Origin of the sequence: Bacteroides sp. MSK.18.37, assembly GCF_019129155.2 — a bacterium.
Taxonomy (GTDB): Bacteria; Bacteroidota; Bacteroidia; order Bacteroidales; family Bacteroidaceae; genus Bacteroides; species Bacteroides ovatus.
Genome location: NZ_JAHOIB020000001.1, coordinates 6,100,533 through 6,120,075 on the forward strand (window position 1 = coordinate 6,100,533; position 19,543 = coordinate 6,120,075).

General features: G+C 39.0%; 15 protein-coding genes and 1 tRNA gene. 8 read left to right on the plus strand and 8 right to left on the minus strand.

The annotated features are described in order from the left end of the window. Positions 1 to 12: 12 nt before the first annotated feature. Positions 13 to 525 (plus strand): hypothetical protein, encoded by a 513-nt coding sequence (locus KSX81_RS23475; protein ID WP_004296005.1) that lies wholly within the window; start codon positions 13 to 15, stop codon positions 523 to 525. Between the two features lie 131 nt (positions 526 to 656). Here the strand turns inward: KSX81_RS23475 and KSX81_RS23480 are convergent, their stop codons facing one another. From KSX81_RS23480 to KSX81_RS23500, 5 genes are all read right to left on the minus strand, one after another. After that, a complete protein-coding gene (locus tag KSX81_RS23480; RefSeq protein WP_217725728.1) occupies positions 657 to 4,643 on the minus strand; it encodes a two-component regulator propeller domain-containing protein in 3,987 nt (1,328 codons plus the stop codon). 229 nt (positions 4,644 to 4,872) lie between these two features. Then, positions 4,873 to 6,057, minus strand: a complete 1,185-nt coding sequence (locus KSX81_RS23485; protein WP_004296002.1) for an ABC transporter permease — start codon at positions 6,055 to 6,057, stop codon at positions 4,873 to 4,875. After that, entirely contained in the window at positions 6,041 to 7,225 is a 1,185-nt protein-coding gene (locus KSX81_RS23490; RefSeq protein ID WP_004306085.1) for an ABC transporter permease, read from the minus strand. The genes KSX81_RS23485 and KSX81_RS23490 overlap by 17 nt, the downstream gene beginning before the upstream one ends. Before the next feature lie 22 nt (positions 7,226 to 7,247). Beyond that, positions 7,248 to 8,234 carry an HlyD family secretion protein gene (locus tag KSX81_RS23495; RefSeq protein WP_004296000.1) on the minus strand — a complete coding sequence of 329 codons (987 nt, stop codon included), beginning with the start codon at positions 8,232 to 8,234 and terminating at the stop codon, positions 7,248 to 7,250. A 6-nt stretch (positions 8,235 to 8,240) separates the two neighbouring features. Then, a complete protein-coding gene (locus KSX81_RS23500) occupies positions 8,241 to 9,653 on the minus strand; it encodes a TolC family protein (RefSeq protein WP_004295999.1) in 1,413 nt (470 codons plus the stop codon). 776 nt (positions 9,654 to 10,429) lie between these two features. Here KSX81_RS23500 and KSX81_RS23505 point away from each other — a divergent pair. The 5 genes from KSX81_RS23505 to KSX81_RS23525 all read left to right on the plus strand — a co-directional run bounded on the left by KSX81_RS23505 (position 10,430) and on the right by KSX81_RS23525 (position 14,920). Next, positions 10,430 to 10,502: transfer RNA gene (locus KSX81_RS23505), tRNA-Gly, on the plus strand. A 137-nt stretch (positions 10,503 to 10,639) separates the two neighbouring features. Further along, on the plus strand, positions 10,640 to 11,068 hold the full coding sequence (locus tag KSX81_RS23510) for a DUF2867 domain-containing protein (RefSeq protein WP_004295997.1): 429 nt from the start codon (positions 10,640 to 10,642) through the stop codon (positions 11,066 to 11,068). 170 nt (positions 11,069 to 11,238) lie between these two features. Continuing rightward, positions 11,239 to 12,732 carry a proline--tRNA ligase gene (gene proS / locus KSX81_RS23515; protein ID WP_004318252.1) on the plus strand — a complete coding sequence of 498 codons (1,494 nt, stop codon included), beginning with the start codon at positions 11,239 to 11,241 and terminating at the stop codon, positions 12,730 to 12,732. A 214-nt stretch (positions 12,733 to 12,946) separates the two neighbouring features. Beyond that, complete coding sequence (locus tag KSX81_RS23520; protein ID WP_004295994.1) at positions 12,947 to 13,624, plus strand: response regulator transcription factor; 678 nt, start codon at positions 12,947 to 12,949, stop codon at positions 13,622 to 13,624. Between the two features lie 21 nt (positions 13,625 to 13,645). Then, positions 13,646 to 14,920: a sensor histidine kinase gene (locus KSX81_RS23525; protein ID WP_004295993.1), complete on the plus strand. Its 1,275-nt coding sequence runs from the start codon at positions 13,646 to 13,648 to the stop codon at positions 14,918 to 14,920. 129 nt (positions 14,921 to 15,049) lie between these two features. Here the strand turns inward: KSX81_RS23525 and KSX81_RS23530 are convergent, their stop codons facing one another. Genes KSX81_RS23530 through KSX81_RS23540 form a run of 3 tightly spaced genes read right to left on the minus strand, consistent with a single transcriptional unit; the run spans position 15,050 to position 17,897 of the window. After that, the gene (locus KSX81_RS23530) at positions 15,050 to 16,006 is read right to left on the minus strand and encodes an ABC transporter permease (protein ID WP_004295992.1); all 957 of its coding nucleotides are present in this window, start codon (positions 16,004 to 16,006) and stop codon (positions 15,050 to 15,052) included. Continuing rightward, entirely contained in the window at positions 15,999 to 16,742 is a 744-nt protein-coding gene (locus KSX81_RS23535) for an ABC transporter ATP-binding protein (RefSeq protein WP_004295990.1), read from the minus strand. Before KSX81_RS23535 ends, KSX81_RS23530 begins: the two co-directional genes overlap by 8 nt. A gap of 3 nt (positions 16,743 to 16,745) precedes the next feature. Beyond that, positions 16,746 to 17,897, minus strand: coding sequence for an NEW3 domain-containing protein (locus KSX81_RS23540; protein ID WP_004295989.1), 1,152 nt, complete (start codon positions 17,895 to 17,897; stop codon positions 16,746 to 16,748). A gap of 317 nt (positions 17,898 to 18,214) precedes the next feature. Between KSX81_RS23540 and KSX81_RS23545 the strand changes: the two genes are divergently transcribed. Together KSX81_RS23545 and KSX81_RS23550 are read left to right on the plus strand one after the other, a co-directional pair. Further along, entirely contained in the window at positions 18,215 to 18,652 is a 438-nt protein-coding gene (locus tag KSX81_RS23545; protein ID WP_004306079.1) for a PepSY-like domain-containing protein, read from the plus strand. A 21-nt stretch (positions 18,653 to 18,673) separates the two neighbouring features. Beyond that, entirely contained in the window at positions 18,674 to 19,531 is an 858-nt protein-coding gene (locus KSX81_RS23550) for a PepSY-like domain-containing protein (protein WP_004318250.1), read from the plus strand. The last annotated feature ends 12 nt before the right edge of the window (positions 19,532 to 19,543 follow it).

The window sequence follows — 19,543 nt, forward strand, 5'->3', positions numbered from 1 at the left end:
TAATAAAATGATATGGAATCAACTACTGTAAAACTCTATTCGCTGAATTACGGCAATGTGAGAACTTATCTGGCAGCCTCGTTATTCATCGTTGGCAACATCCTTTTTCCCCAATTTTTTCATCTCATACCGCAAGGAGGAATAACCTGGCTGCCTATCTATTTCTTCACACTGATCGGAGCTTATAAGTACGGATGGAAAGTCGGTCTGCTGACTGCTGTTCTTTCCCCTATTATCAACTCCTCACTTTTTGGTATGCCGATGCCGGTGGTGCTGCCTGCTATTTTATTAAAGTCCGTATTGCTCGCCATTGCTGCCGGTTGGGCCGCACAACGTTTCGGACGTATCTCCATCCCGGTATTGGTTGGCGTAGTACTTACCTATCAAGTTGTAGGGACATTGGGAGAGTGGATGTATATAGGAAATTTCTACAATGCCATTCAGGATTTCCGCATTGGAATTCCCGGAATGTGCCTGCAAGTATTCGGAGGTTATTTATTCATTAGATATTTGATTCGCAAATAACTTCCTTATCAATAACCGCTTTTCCCTGAAAAGAGTTATAAGCCTTGAAAAAGAAAGTTCTCCTCTGTTATAGATACCCATAACAGAGGAGAACTTTTTTAAATACAACGTATCTATTCGCTTTTTATTTATCAATCTTCTTCGTCATCTTCCAGTTCAGCAGAGGGATTGCCTCCTTCTTTAGCATACCTGCTCGGACTCATCTTATAGTATTTTTTGAATACTTCCCGAAAATATTTAGTTTCAGAGAATCCAACCATGTCTGAAATCTCATTAATAGCATATTCACCCTCTTTCAATAACTCGGTAGCACGTTTCAAACGCATCCCCCGAATAAACTCTGTCGGAGACTGTCCCGTCAATGCTTTCAATTTACAATAGAAACTGGTACGGCTCATGCCACTTGATTCACAGAGCACATTAACGGAAAATTCAGGGTTGTTTATATTCTCATCCACGATTTTCTTTACATTTGATATAAACTTCCAATCGAGGCTGTTAGTACCGTTTGCAGATGGAACCATTGATTTCGCTTCTATATCCAGATTGGCATATCTCATGCGCAACAGTTCCCGGTTTGCCAACAGATTAGCGATATTCGCCCGTAATATTTTCACGCTGAAAGGTTTGATGAGATATTCGTCCGCACCAATCGACAGTCCATCCAGAATATTATTTTCTTCTCCCAAAGCAGTGAGCAACAACACAGGAATATGTGAAATTTCAATATCACTTTTGATAGCCACACACAATTCATCTCCCCGCATCTCTGGCATCATGATATCAGAAAGAACCAGTTCCGGCCAATATTCTTTGATAATAATCAATGCTTCCTTTCCGTTAGCGCAAGCTTGTACATTATATATAGAAGACAATGAACTGACCAGATAGGAGCGTAGCTCATCATTGTCTTCTACAACAAGAATCCGTCGTAAATTTGGATCATCTATCGTAGCGGTTGTCTTTGCCGGTACATTCGGAGCGGGCAGTACAGGAGCCAACGCCTCAAATTTAGAAGATGCTTCGTCACTGATACTTTGAGAAGTCTTATTCTTTTTCGGAAAAACAATTTTGATTGTCGTACCTTGATGTTCGACACTATCTACACTAATTTTACCTCCATGAAGGCTCACCAGTTTTCCTACCAACATTAATCCGATACCACTACCCGTCACTTTAGAGTTAATAGCATTGCTGGCACGGAAATGAAGCTTGAACAACTTACTTTGTTCACTGGCAGGAATACCTATACCTGTATCCTTGATTATCACTTTCCATGAATCATTCGTATCGGACACGGAAATGCTGACCTTTCCATTTTCCGGAGTATATTTTAGCGAGTTCGATATTATATTCTTCAAAATAGAATCCATCTTCTCCTTATCAAACGATACATTCATATAGCTGAAAGTACTCTCGTATGTATATTCAATACGCCTAATGGCAGCATAAGAAGAGAATGAATTATATATTTCATTCATATAGGTATTCAACTCATACTCGGAAACACTCATTTTAGAGGAATATACATCCGTTCGCTCAAAATTAATCAGATTGCTGACCAGTCGTAAAAGAACTTCCACATTCCTCAATGCAATGTTCGTACGAGTTATTCCATTGTCGGTAAGCGTCTCTTCTTCCAATAATTCCTCCAAAGGTGCTTTTATTAAAGTTAATGGAGTACGTATATCATGGGCCGTATTGATGAAGAACTGCGTTTTTTCATCAGATATATTCTTTTGTTTTCTTAGATTTATCACACGTAGAACAAAATAAAATCCCCCTATTACCAACAGAATATAACACAAGATAGCCCACCAACTCGACCAAAAAGGTTGCGTGATGATAATTTTCATAGCACGTTCCTGAAAAACAATGTCATGTTCTTCTCTGGATATAGCACGTACATGAAGAATATATCTACCTGGAGGCAAATTGGTAAAACGAATCAAATTATTTGCTCCCGGTTGAGTCCATTTCTCATAAAAGCCTTCTAATTTCCACGAATATAGTGCATTTCCGGGAGAATCATAATTGATTGTAGAAACTTCAAATGAAAACGTATTCTCATCATAAGCCAGCTCTAATACATCTGTCTCATCGATACTTTTCTGTAAAGGAGAATCCTTGACACCCGGATAAACAGGTTGATAAGACAGATGAAAGTCGCTAAATACCAATCTGGAGAACTTATAATCCGGGAATTTCACATTCATCGGAAGTTCAATTGCTCCATCCGTACTACCGAATACAAAGTTTTTATTTTTACGCACCGTTCCTGCCGCTGCGTTAAAGTATGCAGGCAACAAGCCTTCTCCTCTAGTCCAATTACGAAATATCTTTTCTTTAGTATGAAAACAGGTTATTCCGTTCTCTGTACTCATCATTATACGTCCATCTACTTCCGGCAATATTGTAAATATTCTATTTGAAACTAAAGCAGAATTATCAGAAAAATAATGTTCGAAAGTCTTATCTTGAGGATTATAGATAAATACTCCCATACCATTTGTCCCGATATATAACAACCCATTATCTGCCTGATAAAGCGTATTAATATAAGTGATTCCTATCTCCATTTCAATATACTGATATTCACCAGTATTTCGATTCAATAAATACAAGCCAGCAGCAGTTCCGATCCACATATTCAGTTTGTCTTTTTCAACAATTGATGTTATGGAATTCAGTCCCGGATATAGACGTGCACTGTTAGTCTCCAAATCAAAACATTTTAGATTATAATAGCCTCCCGACCAGATATGTCCTCTTGAATCTTTAACTATATCACGAATATATTTATCCGGACGCATATTGACGTGAGAAAGAAGGTAAGGAGAGAAGTATTCAACTGATAGCGTTTCTTTATTTATTTTATAAATGCCGGAAGTATATCCTCCTGCCCATATAATGCCAGGAGCCACTTCACATAAAGTAATAAATATATGATTCTTGTCCTTTAGTTGATGATTAAAAGAGCTTAGAAATGAATGCCACTGACCTGTTTTTGAATTATAAAGACTAATACCATTACTAGTTCCAAACCACAGATCACCTTCATGATCTTCGATAACCGCTTGTACCTGATCATTGATTAATGACTGTGCATTACCCATAGCATGTTTCATCCAATGATAATTTTCATAGCGATTATCAATCACTGTAATTCCTGTTGGATAATTAGCAAGCCATATCCGCTTTTCTTCATCTACAAAAACATCATTGATATTATTTCCATTCATTTCATTATAACTCTGATAATTAGCAATAATGTAATCTTCCAGTTCACAGGTATTTACGTTAACTTTATACACCCCTATTCCTTCCGTTGCAATCAGTAACTCTGTTTCATTCAATGGGCTGATACGAGCTATGTTTACATCACTAAGATCAGCGTCCGGACGTATAATTTCCTGTGTATTCATATCGTACACAAAAACTCCTCTTTCAAATGAACCAATGAACAATCTTTTTAATTGCCGATGAAAATACAGTTCACTCACCTGTGCATGAAAATAGTCCAGTGTTTCAACAGGCATGGTCTCTAAAATACCATTCTCCAGTTTGACATATCGTACGCCCGTCTCCGTTGCTATAAAGAAATGGTGCTCATCTACTTGTTCTATTGCCGTAATACTACTATGCAATACATTGGGAAATCGAACTATATGAGCATCTTTAATATTATACAGCAATACAGTATCTTTACGACATATCCAGATATTATCATTGCGATCCAGATAACCACAACTTATTGCTTCAGAGGTATCCGGTAATTTATATACCATTTTGAAATCGTCTCTGTCGGCTTCGTATTGAAAGACTCGTCCTTGTTTGCCAACCACCCATATACCGATATGTGGTTCTGTATATAACCATCCCAAACGTATGGGAGCATCCAAAATAGTGCCTTCTTTATTTAATTTATAGTGTTTTATATCTTTACCGTTGTATCGGTCCATCCCTTCATTTGTAAGAAACCACATATAGCCCTGAGCATCTTTCTGAATATTGAATATCCGGCGATTGCTCAAGCCATCTTCTATTCCTATATATTTGTATGTTTGTGCTGTAACCCAAACAGGAAAAAAGAGAAGAATATATACAATGTATTTCATATAAATAGTTGTTTTTTAAACTACTTCTAACGATCATATAAACATAACAGTTAACGAAACTAGACAAAAACAATGACAAATGCAAAGAAATAGGAGAGATTCTACAAGAAAACATCTATTTAGAAACATTTTTATTTCCAAAGTTGATTATTTACTTTGCGAAGTTGATTTATCTGAAAGTGTTCTTTTGCTATATGTTATAATTAGCGCATGTTTTGTTTTTGTTAATTTAACTAATCAGATTTGATTCCAGTTTCTTCTTATAGACCCATATACTTATTGTAAAATAAATAAGTGCCTGTATCCAGAGAGTTATATATTCCGGTCTGATATCAGCCATACTGGCTCCCATAGAATTCAGTTTCACAAAAGCGAGTGTGCCTGGTGCAGCTGGGAAAATGTAATGGACTACTTTCCAATACCAGGGCATTAGTTCCATTGGATAGGAAACGCCGGAAAGAAAGATTAATCCTACGGAGAAGAAGGCGATCATGAGTAGGGGAGCTTCAGAATCCGTAAAATACCTGGATGCAGCCAATCCCAAGAAAGAAGTTGCCATCAAATATGGAATCAATAATAGTACGATGTACAATCCGTTTCCAATATTGGGGATGCTGAAAAAGTGAGGGAGCAAGCCTAATAGAAAAAAGGCAAAGATGGCATAAAGAGTACAGTACACGGACGTTTTTCCTGCCACTATACGAATAGCAACTCCCCAGCCATACCCCAAAGGAGTATATGCACGGATTCCTTTACTACTGTATTCTTCTCCGGTCACCATACCAATAACCATCAGCAAGGTCTGGAAAATTATAATCATCATGACTGCCGGAATAAGATAGGAACCATATCCTTCGGTATAATTGTAGAGTGCAGTGCCTTCCACATTGATCGGTTTCGCCATAGCTACGGCGAGCAATCCTTGTGGTGGAAGAAACACTGCTTCATCTGGCCGGTATTTATCATTAATAGCCAGCATGACACGTGAAGAAGCACCTTGCAAAGCTTCGAAATACAAGAAGGCATCAGTAGTTGCATAAAGGGAAAATACGGCTTCATCTCCCCGGAACACCCGTTCCTCAAAATCATGAGGCAGGTAGAGTATTCCCTGTACTTTGCCTTCTTTCATCCATTCTTTTGCTTCGTGATAGTCCATAGCCTGACTAAAAATCTCTGCTTGGGGAGTAGCATCCAGCCAACGGATAAAATCACGGCTCAATTCACTGTGCGAATTGTCGACTACGGCAACAGGTACATCGGTTACAATATTCGGTGCATACATATAATTGTAGAGCAACCCGTAAACGAAGATTCCTCCCATCAACACCAGTAAAACCGCATAACTGGTACTGATAGCTAGAAATTCACGACGAATGATGAATGACAACTGTTGTAACTTACTTAATGTTTTCATACTTATGACTTTCTATAGCTCGTTTTAAATGAGGAAGCAGCGACAGGGCCAGCAACGGGAAGATACAGAGTATCACAGCCGACGGCCAAAGATGGATAAACCCACCGCCTCCATAGAGCATGGTTTGCATCATTTCCGTAAAATGACGGACAGGGAACAAATTGGAAGCATCCCTCACCAACGGATACATATTGGGAACCGGAAAGGTTACTCCGGACAAAGTAGCCCCCAGAGAACCTACCATAGAAACTACACTTATAACCAACGATATTGCCGGAAACAGCGAGAATAAAAACAGCCCTAAAGCCTGTGTTGCAATGATGAAAAGCACAGTCATGATATTCATTAACCACCAACTCCCCTGAAAAGGAATATGCAAAATACCAAACATGACGTAATTAGCCAACCATCCTATCAGTATATATATAATGGTATAAGGTAATAATTTACCTAAAACAGCTGTCACTATATTGCCTTTTGCAGTCGCCAGCCAATCATCTGCTGTGCGGAACTTGATTTCAATGCCAACCGCATACACGGTAATCAACAGAATCAAAACCTGAAACAGCACAAAGAAAAAGGGCTGACTTAAATATACCGAATAATCCAGACTAGGGTTATATATCGGATGGTTATTAGCCTGTACGGGTAATAAAAAGGTGGTAATCTGATCCTGTTCTACTCCGAGTGCCATCGCTTGCATCACCACAGGAGAAAGAGCCACCGGAGCTAAGGAAGTTTCGAATGCCGCCATCAACTCACCACCTACCGACATTAATGCATAATGATAATAGTAGGAGAGTGTTGCATTCTTTCCGGTAATCGCATTCTGTTCAAATTGGGGAGGTATGGAAAGATATCCATAAATCTCTTTCTTTTGCACAGATTCACGGGCAGCTGCTTCATTTACAAAATGCTTTGTCACTTTAAAAGTTGGTACGGCAGAAATATTCCTGACTATCGTCCGGGAAGTAGCAGTATTATCCTGATCGACAATACCAATAGGAATGTTTTCCATCTGTCCGTTACCAAAGATCGTAGCCATAAAGAAAAGGGTGAACAATGGCAAGACAATGCAGACACCAAAATAAAGGCGCCGTGAAGTCATTCGCCGCCACTCTCTGAGCAGTACGGAACGAAAAGGGGAATATGTTTGTGATTCATCCATTCTCTGGTTTATTTGATGTCGATTAATCTAAAGTCAATAACACGGACATGCCGGGACGCAAGTCATCCACCTTTTGGGTTGGACGGGCATGAATCTCAAAGGTACGTAAGTCATAACTTCCGGTTTGCTTGGTTGATTTCCAGGTAGCAAAACTGCCTAGCGGACTAATATAATAGATTTTGAATTCAATATTTTTTTTACCGATAGCGGGCACATCCGCAACAAATGTTTCGTCCATTTTAAATTGCGGCATCAGATCTTCCCGCACGTTAAGAACAACATGTATATCATCCATCACCACCAAATTCATAATGGGAGTTCCCGGTGCAACCAACTCTCCACGTTTAGGGAAGATTGTTGCTATCTGACCGTTTTCCGGAGCGGTCAACCGAGCATCGACCAGCAAAGCCGAGACTTCATCCACTGTGCTTCGAGCAGCATCCACCATGCTGGCAGCAGACGCTTTATCTTCTTTTTGTGCACCATCTACAGCCATCTGATACTGTTCATAGGCAGCACGTTCGGCTGCTACAGCCGCTTTATACATAGCTTCTACTTCATCCTTTCTTTGAGAAGTAATGACACTGTCCTTATATAAAGTAAGAATACGGTTGTAAGTTGTCTGGGCGAGAGTAAGATCGCTCTTCGTTTTATTCCATAATTGCAGTGCAGTAGCCACGATCTGACGACGGGTTCCGGCATCTATTTTCTTGTTCTGTTGTACTGCCACCTGTTCCAAGGCATTCACTTGTTGATACTTGGCATGTACTTCAGGGCTATTAATGACGACAAGAGTATCTCCCCGGTGTACCCAGTCTCCCTCCTGAACGAAGAAAGTGTCGATACGGCCGGGAAGTTTCCCACTGATACGGATTTCTGTTGCTTCAGCTTGTCCTTGCAAGACCAGCGGCTGTTTATGCATTAATATAACTCCCAAGCCGGTGAAAATACCGACAGCCAGAAGAATGATGACAAAAGCCCATGATAGGGTTTTACTAGTTGGTTTCATTGTTTGTTACGGTTTAGGTTGATAGTTTGCAAATTGTTCCGGTGTGCCACAAAGCGAGAGTAGATTCATTAGTGCCACATCATATTCATAATATGCTGCCAGGCGAGCCACTTTTACACTGGCAAGCATGGTTTCAGCATCAATAACTTCGGTAGAAGTTGCCATCCCTTCTGTAAATGATTTCTTTCGGATGCGTACCAATTCTTCACTTAAGGCAATCGTTGCATTTAAAGCTTTTACATTATCCTGTGCCTTTTCCAGCTGCGTGTAAAGCTTATCTACCCCAACAGCCAGATCATCACGAGCCTTCATCTGGCCTAAAGCCAGAGTTTGTTCCGTTAATTTCGATTGCCGCACTCTTTTTTCACGATCCAGTCCGTCAAAGAGGTTCCATGTAAAACCAATGCCTACCATGGTACGCGGTAATAAATTACTCTGAATGCCATGCGAATACAAGGTCTGTTTTCCGAAAAGGGCTATATTCGGCAAATAGCCGCTTTGGGCAATCCGCACTTCTTGTTTGGCAATATGCTGCTGCAGCTGTAATTGGTTGAGTGTATAGTTCCCACTGTTTACTGAAAGATCAAATAGCATTTTAGGTGGCAATGAATCATTCATAAAAAGGGGAGAGGTAGGAATGATATTGGCATCTGCATCCTTTTTATTCAGCAAAACCTTTAAGGCACTTTGCACTACTGTTTCTTCTTTTCGCGCAGCTTCCAATGCACGTTTGGCTTCATCCATATTTACCTGGGCAAAAAGCCTTCCTGCTTTGTCAATCATTCCTGCTGCCTCTAACTTCAAGGCATTTTCATAATGTTTCTTTAATCCGTTGTAGGTTTCTTCACGAACCGTCACAATTTGTTGTGCCAGTCGAAGCCCATAATAACTTTCAACTAATAGATTTTGCTGATTGGCCGATACCTGTGCCCGACTTTCCCGTGCCAAGTCGACCATCGTTCTTCCGATGTTGGTGGCACGGAAGCGTTTACCACCGGAAAAGAGTACCCACTCGGCTGATAAATCAACAGTTGTCAGATTTCTTGGAGTCAAAGGAAATATAAGGGTATTTGCCCCAATTTGATCCAGTATAGACGAAATGATTTGGTCATCCGGAATAATGGAATGTACAAAGTCTTTAGCCGGATCGGTAAACTGCGATAAAGGCTGTTTGACTTCGATCTTCTCCGACATGTGTACAAACGCACCTGTAGATTGAAGACTAGGATACCAAAAAGCATTCAACTTATCACGTTCAGCCTTCGCAATCTCAATACTCTTATCTGCTATTTTCAGACTCTGATTTCCTTGATTCAACAGATGCAGTGATTCTTCGAAACTTAATGGTATCTGTGCATCTATCTGACCGATGGAAAAATACAAAGTCAATAGTATAAAAAGTCGCTTATTTTTTTTCATACTGGTTAGGTTATATCTGAATTTGAGATATTCTAACAGATGAAAAGAGAGGTTTGTTCATCAGAAAGAATATAGCAATACAACAAAAGAAGGTTTCAACGCTTTTTTATAAGATGTTCTATTTTTCATCTTCTCTTTGAATCACGTTTGTATCATTTCTATCAGATAGAAAAAATGATGCATAAAATAATGCAAGTATATGCAATAAGCGTGTTATTAATGGATATAAACTACTTGATTATACAAAATATAAATGCATATTGGAGTTGTTTCTTTAAAGGAAAAGCTCTGTTCCTTTAAATGGAACCAACCGTTGGTCGGTGAGAAGCGTGTTCTCCCTTTAAAAGGAAGCTACCAAATAGCCCATAAAGTACCTGTTTGTTTCTAAATCTTATTTATTTTGCTAGAAACTAAATCTGTCAATTTGAAATAATATAAGCAACTTTATTCTCACATATTCAATATTCATTCTCTATTTAGAACCTAGTGATAGATTATTCACTAAAATAGTTTATATCTGAATCTTATTAACCGGAAATCCTGGAGTTTTTTCTATAGCGACTATCGTCAATCTGTATATTTTTAATTATACGGGCTACTAATATGCGTTTTTTTATATCCGGTTGTTTTTCATCAAAACAAAAGAATTGAAGATGCTTTGATTTCTCTTTTTTCTTGCATTAAAATTTCTGCGATTTTATTTGAGATATAAAAATTATGTTTACCTTTGCATCACCATTTCATAAGGCTTTTGAGTCGAGAAATGCAGTAAATATGCGGTAATAGCTCAGTTGGTAGAGCGGCGGCTTCCCAAGCCGCAGGTCGCGAGTTCGAGCCTCGTTTACCGCTCTTTTGAAAATCAGGTGGTTATCTTAAATAAACTGCCTGATTTTTTATTTTTCAAGCCCCCTTTTCTATGGTTTTATCTATTATCGGAGGAAACCTAAACTAAACTATTGTAGAATAACCCTAATTGAATAACCAATATGGCTAAGAAAATAGAGAAATATCTCCCCGTAGATTACAGTGACAGTTTTTCCATAGAAGTTACAGAAAATCGTTTGTCTCCTAAAGATATTATTTTAAAAGTCTTTGCTCATAACCCCGCTTGGCTCCGAATGTTGTATGCAATAAGGGCCTGTTTAGTCAAACCTTTCGGTATAGAAACTAAAGCTATTGAAAGTGAAGAACTTATTATAGAGGAAGACAAGCAAGAAGCAATTATGAGAAAAGACGATAAACATTTATTGTTTTATGTCGATATTTTCATTACACCATTGGAAACAGGAAAACAAATGATTGAGGTTACCACATTAGTAAAATACCATAATTGGGTAGGAAAGGCTTATTTCTTTTGTATAAAACCTTTTCATCGGGTCATAGTGCCTTTAGTTCTCAAAAAGGCGCTATGCTGAACAAGCATAGTCGCGGATGCAACGATATAACGAATATGAAAAATGAGATATGTAATATAGAAGCAAATGACTTTAGAAAATTAATGCATGAAGAATAGGGCAGTTCATGCATTTTTCGTATTTTTGCACCCTGTTTTAACACTCAAGAAAACTTTAAATAGAAAAATATAATGGCAAAAGAACTGAAAGACCTTACCAAACGTAGTGAAAACTACTCACAGTGGTATAACGATTTGGTGGTAAAAGCTGATTTGGCAGAACAATCTGCCGTGCGCGGATGTATGGTGATTAAGCCTTACGGATACGCTATCTGGGAGAAAATGCAACGTCAATTGGACGACATGTTCAAGGAAACAGGACACGTAAATGCATATTTCCCGCTATTAATCCCGAAATCATTCTTAAGCCGCGAAGCAGAACACGTAGAAGGGTTTGCGAAAGAGTGTGCCGTAGTAACACATTATCGCTTGAAGAATGCAGAAGACGGTTCAGGAGTCGTAGTAGATCCTGCAGCTAAATTGGAAGAGGAATTAATTATCCGTCCGACATCAGAAACAATCATCTGGAATACTTATAAGAACTGGATTCAGTCATACCGTGACCTGCCTATTCTCTGTAACCAATGGGCGAATGTTTTCCGTTGGGAAATGCGTACCCGTCTTTTCCTGCGTACTGCCGAATTCCTGTGGCAAGAGGGACATACCGCTCATGCTACCCGTGAAGAAGCAGAGGAAGAAGCAATCAGAATGTTGAATGTATATGGTGAATTTGCAGAAAAATATATGGCTGTTCCCGTTGTAAAGGGAGTGAAATCAGCCAATGAACGTTTTGCAGGTGCACTTGACACTTACACAATAGAAGCCATGATGCAGGACGGAAAAGCATTGCAAAGTGGTACTTCCCACTTTCTGGGACAAAACTTTGCAAAGGCATTCGATGTTCAGTTCGTTAACAAGGAAAACAAGATGGAGTATGTTTGGGCTACTTCATGGGGTGTTTCTACTCGTTTGATGGGTGCATTGATTATGACTCACTCGGATGACAACGGATTGGTATTACCTCCACATTTGGCTCCGATTCAGGTAGTAATCGTTCCTATCTATAAGAATGACGAACAACTGAAACAAATTGACGCTAAAGTAGAAGGCATTGTAGCTAAGTTGAAAGCATTGGGTATCTCTGTGAAATATGATAATGCAGATAACAAACGGCCGGGCTTCAAATTCGCTGATTATGAATTGAAGGGTGTACCTGTTCGTTTGGTTATGGGTGGTCGCGATCTTGAAAACAACACGATGGAAGTGATGCGCCGTGATACACTGGAAAAAGAAACAGTTACCTGTGAAGGCATTGAAACATACGTTCAGAACCTGCTTGAAGAAATGCAGGCTAATATCTACAAAAAAGCATTGGACTACCGTAACTCCAAGATTACAACAGTAGACACCTATGACGAATTTAAAGAAAAAATCGAAGAAGGCGGATTTATTCTGGCTCATTGGGATGGAACTACTGAAACCGAAGAAAAAATTAAGGAAGAAACTAAAGCAACCATTCGTTGTATTCCGTTCGAGTCATTTGTTCCGGGAGACAAAGAACCTGGTAAATGTATGGTAACAGGTAAACCATCTGCTTGCCGCGTGATATTTGCACGTTCTTATTAAACAAAATTCGCACATAATTATAAAAAGGATGGAAACGGCTCAATCGCTTTCATCCTTTTCTTTTTTTCCTTCCATATTATATTATTTATGGCCTATCCTAACAGTTCATTAGACATTCAATAGTTATTTCAAACTCTTTTTTCAATCCATTTCAGTTTTATTTCAGAAATATCCCTTTTCTTTGTAGTATGTAAAAAAGAAAGGAGACAAAATTATGAAGATATTGATTGTAGAAGACGAACCCTCTTTGAGAGAACTGATTCAATGTTCACTTGAAAAAGAACGTTACGTTGTAGAAACAGCCAGTGACTTCAATTCTGCTCTACGCAAAATTGAAGATTACGACTATGATTGTATCTTATTGGACATCATGCTACCGGACGGAAGCGGACTTGATCTTCTTGAACGACTGAAAGCTCTCCATAAGCGGGAGAACGTGATTATTATTTCCGCGAAAGACTCTCTGGAAGACAAAGTTTTGGGATTAGAACTGGGAGCGGACGATTATTTGCCAAAGCCATTTCATTTGGTTGAACTAAATGCACGAATTAAAAGCGTGATTCGTCGCCATCAGCATGATGGAGAGATTGATATCCGCCAAGGCAACGTACGGATAGAACCGGATAAATATCGTGTATTTGTCAACGAGCAGGAAGTGGAACTAAATAGAAAAGAATATGATATCCTGTTATATTTTATCAATCGCCCTGGGAGATTAATCAATAAAAACACTTTGGCCGAATCAGTGTGGGGAGACCATATCGATCAGGTCGATAATTTTGACTTCATATATGCACAAATCAAGAATCTTCGCAAAAAGCTCAAAGATTCCGGTGCAACTATTGAAATTAAAGCAGTCTATGGATTTGGGTATAAAATGATAGTAGAATAAAAAAGAAAGAAATTATTGTCCATGAAATTAATATATTACATCATTCTTCGTATTACTCTTGCTCTGACCCTTATACTGACGGTCTGGGCTATCTTCTTTTATGTTACGATGATCGATGAAGTCAACGATGAAGTGGATGATGCTTTGGAAGATTATTCGGAAACCATCATTATCCGGGCATTGGCAGGAGAGGAGCTACCTTCTAAAACCAATGGCTCCAACAATCAATATTATATGATGGAAGTAAGCAAAGAGTATGCGGAAAGCCGGGAGGATATTCAGTATAAAGACTCTATGGTATACATTGAAGAAAAAGGAGAGACCGAGCCGGCACGTATTCTTACTACTATCTTTAAAGATGATGAAGGACGATACCACGAGCTGACAGTATCAACTCCCAGCATTGAAAAAGACGATTTGAGAGATGCCATCCAGGTGTGGATTATATTTTTATATGTAGCTTTATTATTCTGCATTATTATCATTTCCGTATGGGTATTTTACCGGAATATGCGACCGCTCTATGTACTTCTACACTGGCTGGACGGTTATCAAACAGGAAAAAGAAATAAACCTTTGAGTAACGATACTCAAATCACGGAATTCCGGAAATTAAATGAGGCTGCCATTCGTTATGTGGAACGTACGGAGCAGATGTTCGAACAACAAAAACAGTTTATCGGAAATGCTTCACACGAGATACAAACTCCACTTGCTATCTGCCGTAATCGATTGGAAATGTTGATGGAAGATGATTCGCTATCAGAAAAACAACTGGAAGAACTGATGAAAACGCATCAGACTTTAGAATACATTACTAAATTAAACAAATCCCTATTATTGCTTTCCAAGATTGATAATGGTCAGTTTACGGATACCAAAGAATTGGAACTCAATGTACTTCTCAAACAATATCTGCAAGATTACGAAGAAGTTTATGATTATCGCAACATAGAAGTCACGATAGATGAACAAGGCGTTTTCAAGGTGACAATGAACGAATCCCTGGCTGTTGCTTTGCTCACTAACCTCCTGAAAAATGCATTTGTACATAATATTGATGGAGGACATATCCGAATCACCGTTACTAAGAACGGTATTACTTTCCGAAATTCGGGAGTGGAACATCCGCTGAACAAGGAACATATCTTCGAACGTTTCTATCAGGGTAGCAAAAAAGAAGGATCTACAGGGCTGGGATTAGCTATAGCCGATTCCATCTGTCGTTTGCAACATCTGAATATAAAATATTACTTCGAGCAGAATGAACATTGCTTCGAGATTTCCCAATCATAAGATTCATCTGAAAAACACAGAGGACACGGATTTTAAGTGAACGACCTGTCGGTTATCATAAAACCAATTTGTCAGGTATATCCATCCACCTGTTTCTCCGTGTCCTCTGCGTCTTTTATAGTGAGCAGGTTATCGGGATCGTATTTCTCTCCTCATAAACATGATATAAGAAATAGCGAAGCAAATAACCGTTGCCGCAATCAATCCGGTCAACTGTGGCCATACAACTAAAAGACTTTGTCCCAATGGGAGCGGACTAGGGATAGCTCCCTGTACCTGTTCCATAGTCAATGGCCCCAAACTTCTGACAGAAGGCATCAATAGTGTGGTGGTAGCTTCATTAAACAGTTCACTCGGTGCCAAACGCATCAACCCTAGAATAAACTTCTGATAACTGATAATCTGATAAGGTGATGCCATCTGTGACGGACTCAACCCTTTTGCCACCAAATTAACAATCATGGTATAGAATACACTAAAAAACAGCCAAACAGCCACAGATGCTAAGGCAGAAGTCGCTGCCTGACGGAAACGGAGTGAGAACAGAATAGCCAGATTCAACCAGAATGCTACATAAAAGATACTGGTAATGATGAAGAAAACAATTCTCCAAAACTCTTCTGCCGTAGGAGGAATACCAATAGCAATCAGCCCACATCCCATCACCAGAAAGCCCAATACAAACAACATGATACCTATCACAATCAAAGCAGCCACAAACTTCGCATTGATAATGCAATCGCGATGAATAGGCTGGGACAGCATACGGCTCAATGTTCCTTTATTTTGTTCGGAATTGACTGCATCAAATCCCAAAGCGATTCCCAATAGGGGACCTAAGAAGTTAATAAACAGCACAAAAGAGGGGAGAGTCCCATCTGAAACCGTAAACAACTTCAAGAAAAGAAACGAACCGTCCGGATCATTAGGTTTGATGGCTTCACTAATATTGGTGAGTGCTGTATATAGCGACCCCATACAGGTAAGTGCTATAATACCTATTAGTATAATAAAACGCCAACTTTTGACATGATCGGAAATTTCCTTGTTGACGATAACCCAAAAAGGATGATTGACTTTATTCATGTCTTTCTCCTCCTTCCTCAAAATAATGGTTATAAATATCAGACAATTCCTGCTTCTTATCTTTCAATTCTGCCATATCGATCAAAGCAAGTAATTGGCCATTACTGAACAAACCTACCCGGTCGCACACTTTCTGTACCTGATCCAGATGATGGGAAGAGAAAAGCACTGTCAGTCCTTCTTCTTTACTCAACCAGCGAATCAGTTCGATAAATTCCTGAACACCTGCAGGGTCAATCCCTGAAGTCGGCTCATCGAGAATAATAATCTCCGGATTTTTAATAAGTACATCAGCCAATCCCAACCGCTGTCTCATACCACGAGAGTATTTCCCTGTCTTTTTGGCTAACTGATCTTCAAGGCCTACCCGCTTCATCAGTTCCATAGCCTTGGTTTTTGCCTCTTTATCAGAAATACCATTTAATCGCGCTGTATAGATCAAATTCTCCGGTCCTGTCATATCATCATAGAATCCTACATCTTCTGGCAAATACCCAATTTTCCTTTTTACTTCAATGGGGTGTGTAGTAGAATTGATTCCACAAATTTCAACTGTTCCCGAAGTAGGCTCTGTCAATCCCAACATCATTAAGATAGTAGTTGATTTTCCAGCACCATTCGGTCCCAGTAATCCGAAGATTTCTCCTTTCCGGATATTCAGGCGAATATGATCTACAGCAGTGAAATTACCGTATTGTTTGGTCAAATCGGTAAGTACGATCACTTGTTCGCCCATAATTTACCTCCTTCCATATTTACGGAACAGATAGTAAACCACGCCGATGGTGGCAATAATGATAAGAACGCCTACCCATCCCCATATCATCGGAGTTTTTACTGCAACTCTGAACTGCGCATCGGCATTTACTTCAGGAGTTTTTGCCATGATGGTAGTCACATAGTCGCCTGGCAATGCTTTTTTAGAAGCTTTCAAAGTAGCCATAACCGTTGATGTCTCTCCGGCTTTTAGTGCATCGATTTTTGAAGGTTCGAAAGTTACTTCCCAGTCAGCTGGTTTATTAGCAGACAGCTGAATATCTTTCAGTAATGAAGAACCTGTATTTCTGACTTCCAGTTCTATTTTCTTTATATCACCTGCTGTGACATCTGTGCTCAATAACCCACGGGGAGTAGTCAGTTCCATTTGATAAGAGCCGGTAACAACCACTTCCAGTTCCAATTCAGCGGAAGTGGTACCTGTAGCAGCGCGTACCGGAATTTTGTAACTGCCGGCTTCTACATTGGCAGGAGGAGTAATATCTATACTTACATTTTGGGTACTGTTGGCTTCCACTTGTGCAGAAGTGGCTTGCTTATAATTAGGTTTAAAAACTACATTCCAACCTCTGGGTGCATTAGCCATCAAAGCATATAGCTGCTGGTCGGCAGTCTGATTCTTTAAAGTGGCGCTGAAAGTGAAGGTTGATTTAGAATTTCCCTGCATGTTGGGTTGGTCGGTAGTAAATTCAGTCTGGTATGTTCCTTTTTGAGCAACCACCACATCCAATGGAAGTTTGGCGTTTCCGGCATATACTACAAAGTGATAATTACCTTTATTCACTTTTAATGGGACTTCGACTTTTAAATTGAAAGTCTTTTTCTCTTTGGGAAGTACCGATAGTTGGCTAAGGCTCCAGCCACCGGATTTCATTTCGTGTTTCCAACTGGCGGACAATCCGCTGACAGAAAGATTCGCATTCATCAACTGGTCCGTGTTGTTGATAAGATCAATACTGTAGTCAATTGACGCTCCGGGAGATACGGAGATTTTTGTGTAAGGTGTGTACAGAATCACGCTCTTAGGTATTGAATCATTGGCGTGCGTGTAACTCATAGGGATAATCCCCAATAGAATAGCTAATAATAAAAAATAATTTGTTCTCATAGTCATACAAAAGTTCTTATGGTTGTTTAATATGAATATTGTCAAATTTGTGTGTGCAAAAATAAACGATGTATCTATTAGTAGTTTTAAAAGAATCCTAAAGAATCTAATTTCAGGAAGAAATTATAGTGACACTATCCCTATAGGATGGTGACGGTATCCTTTATATATAGTGACGCTATGTTAACCGGATAGCGTCACTATATTTTTTCGATTTTTTTTCGGAAATTCTCAAAATTCCCAAATCTTTTCAGATTCTCCTCTCATCTTTGCATTATCAAATTAATAATAATAGTAAAAACCAATATTAAAAAACAACGATTATGAAAAAGTTAGTATTCTTATTAGTGTGTCTTTTCACTTTGCAAACAGTAGCTCGTGCAGATGACGACAAACCAATCCAGGTAACTCAAATGCCACAACCGGCACAGCAGTTTATCAAACAGCATTTTGCCGACAGCAAAGTAGCATTAGCCAAAATGGAGAGTGATTTCTTTTATAAAAGTTATGAAGTGATTTTCACGAATGGCGATAAAGTGGAGTTTGACAACAAAGGCAACTGGGAAGAAGTGAACTGCAAATATAGTTCTGTACCTACAGCAATTATTCCGGCAGCTATTCAGAAATACGTAACGACCAATTACCCTGATGCTAAAATTCTAAAAATTGAGAGAGATAAGAAAGATTATGAAGTAAAACTGTCCAACCGTACGGAACTGAAGTTTGACCTGAAATTTAATTTGATTGATATTGATTTCTAAACCTATTTAAATTGAACAAAGATGAAACTAAAGATTTATACACTTTTACTGGCACTAAGCGTCACATGGAGTCTGCAAAGTTGTGACAACGATGACGATGGTTCAATAGCTGTTCCTGCCGAACTTCAAAGTGCATTTTCATCCAAATTCCCTAATGCTGCAAATGTGAAGTGGGAAACTAAGTCTGGATATTATGTAGCAGATTTCTATGACGGATATGAAGCATCTGCATGGTTCACCCAAGATGGTAAATGGCAAATGACAGAAACGGACATTCCTTACAATGCATTACCACAAGCAGTAAAAATGTCTTTTGAGAACAGCGAATATGCCTCATGGAAGCGGGATGATATAGACAAACTGGAACGGACAGGCGTTGAAACTGTTTTCGTAATTGAAGTCGAAAAGCAGAATCAGGAGGTCGATTTGTATTATTCTGCTGATGGAACTCTGATTAAAAGCATTGTAGACACTGATGATGATAACAGCGAACATCTTCCTGTACAATTGACTGAAGCTATGAAAAACTTCATCAATGAAAAGTATCCGAATGCAAGAATCATGGAAGTAGACGTTGAAGATGATAGAAATGATTGGGATTTTGGATTTACAGAGGTAGATATCATTCATAATGGAATCTCAAAAGATGTATTGTTCAACCAGACTGGAAATTGGTATTCTACTTCATGGGAAATACGTCAGAATGAATTGCCTGAAGCAGTAAACAATACTCTCAATAATCAATATGGAGAATATCGTTTTGACGAAGCGGAGTATATTGAAAAAGCAGATGGTAGCATATATTATCGAATTGAACTTGAGAAGGGGGATGTAGATAAAGTAGTAAACATAGGCGAGAACGGTACTGTCCTTTCATAGGTCAAAGTGCAT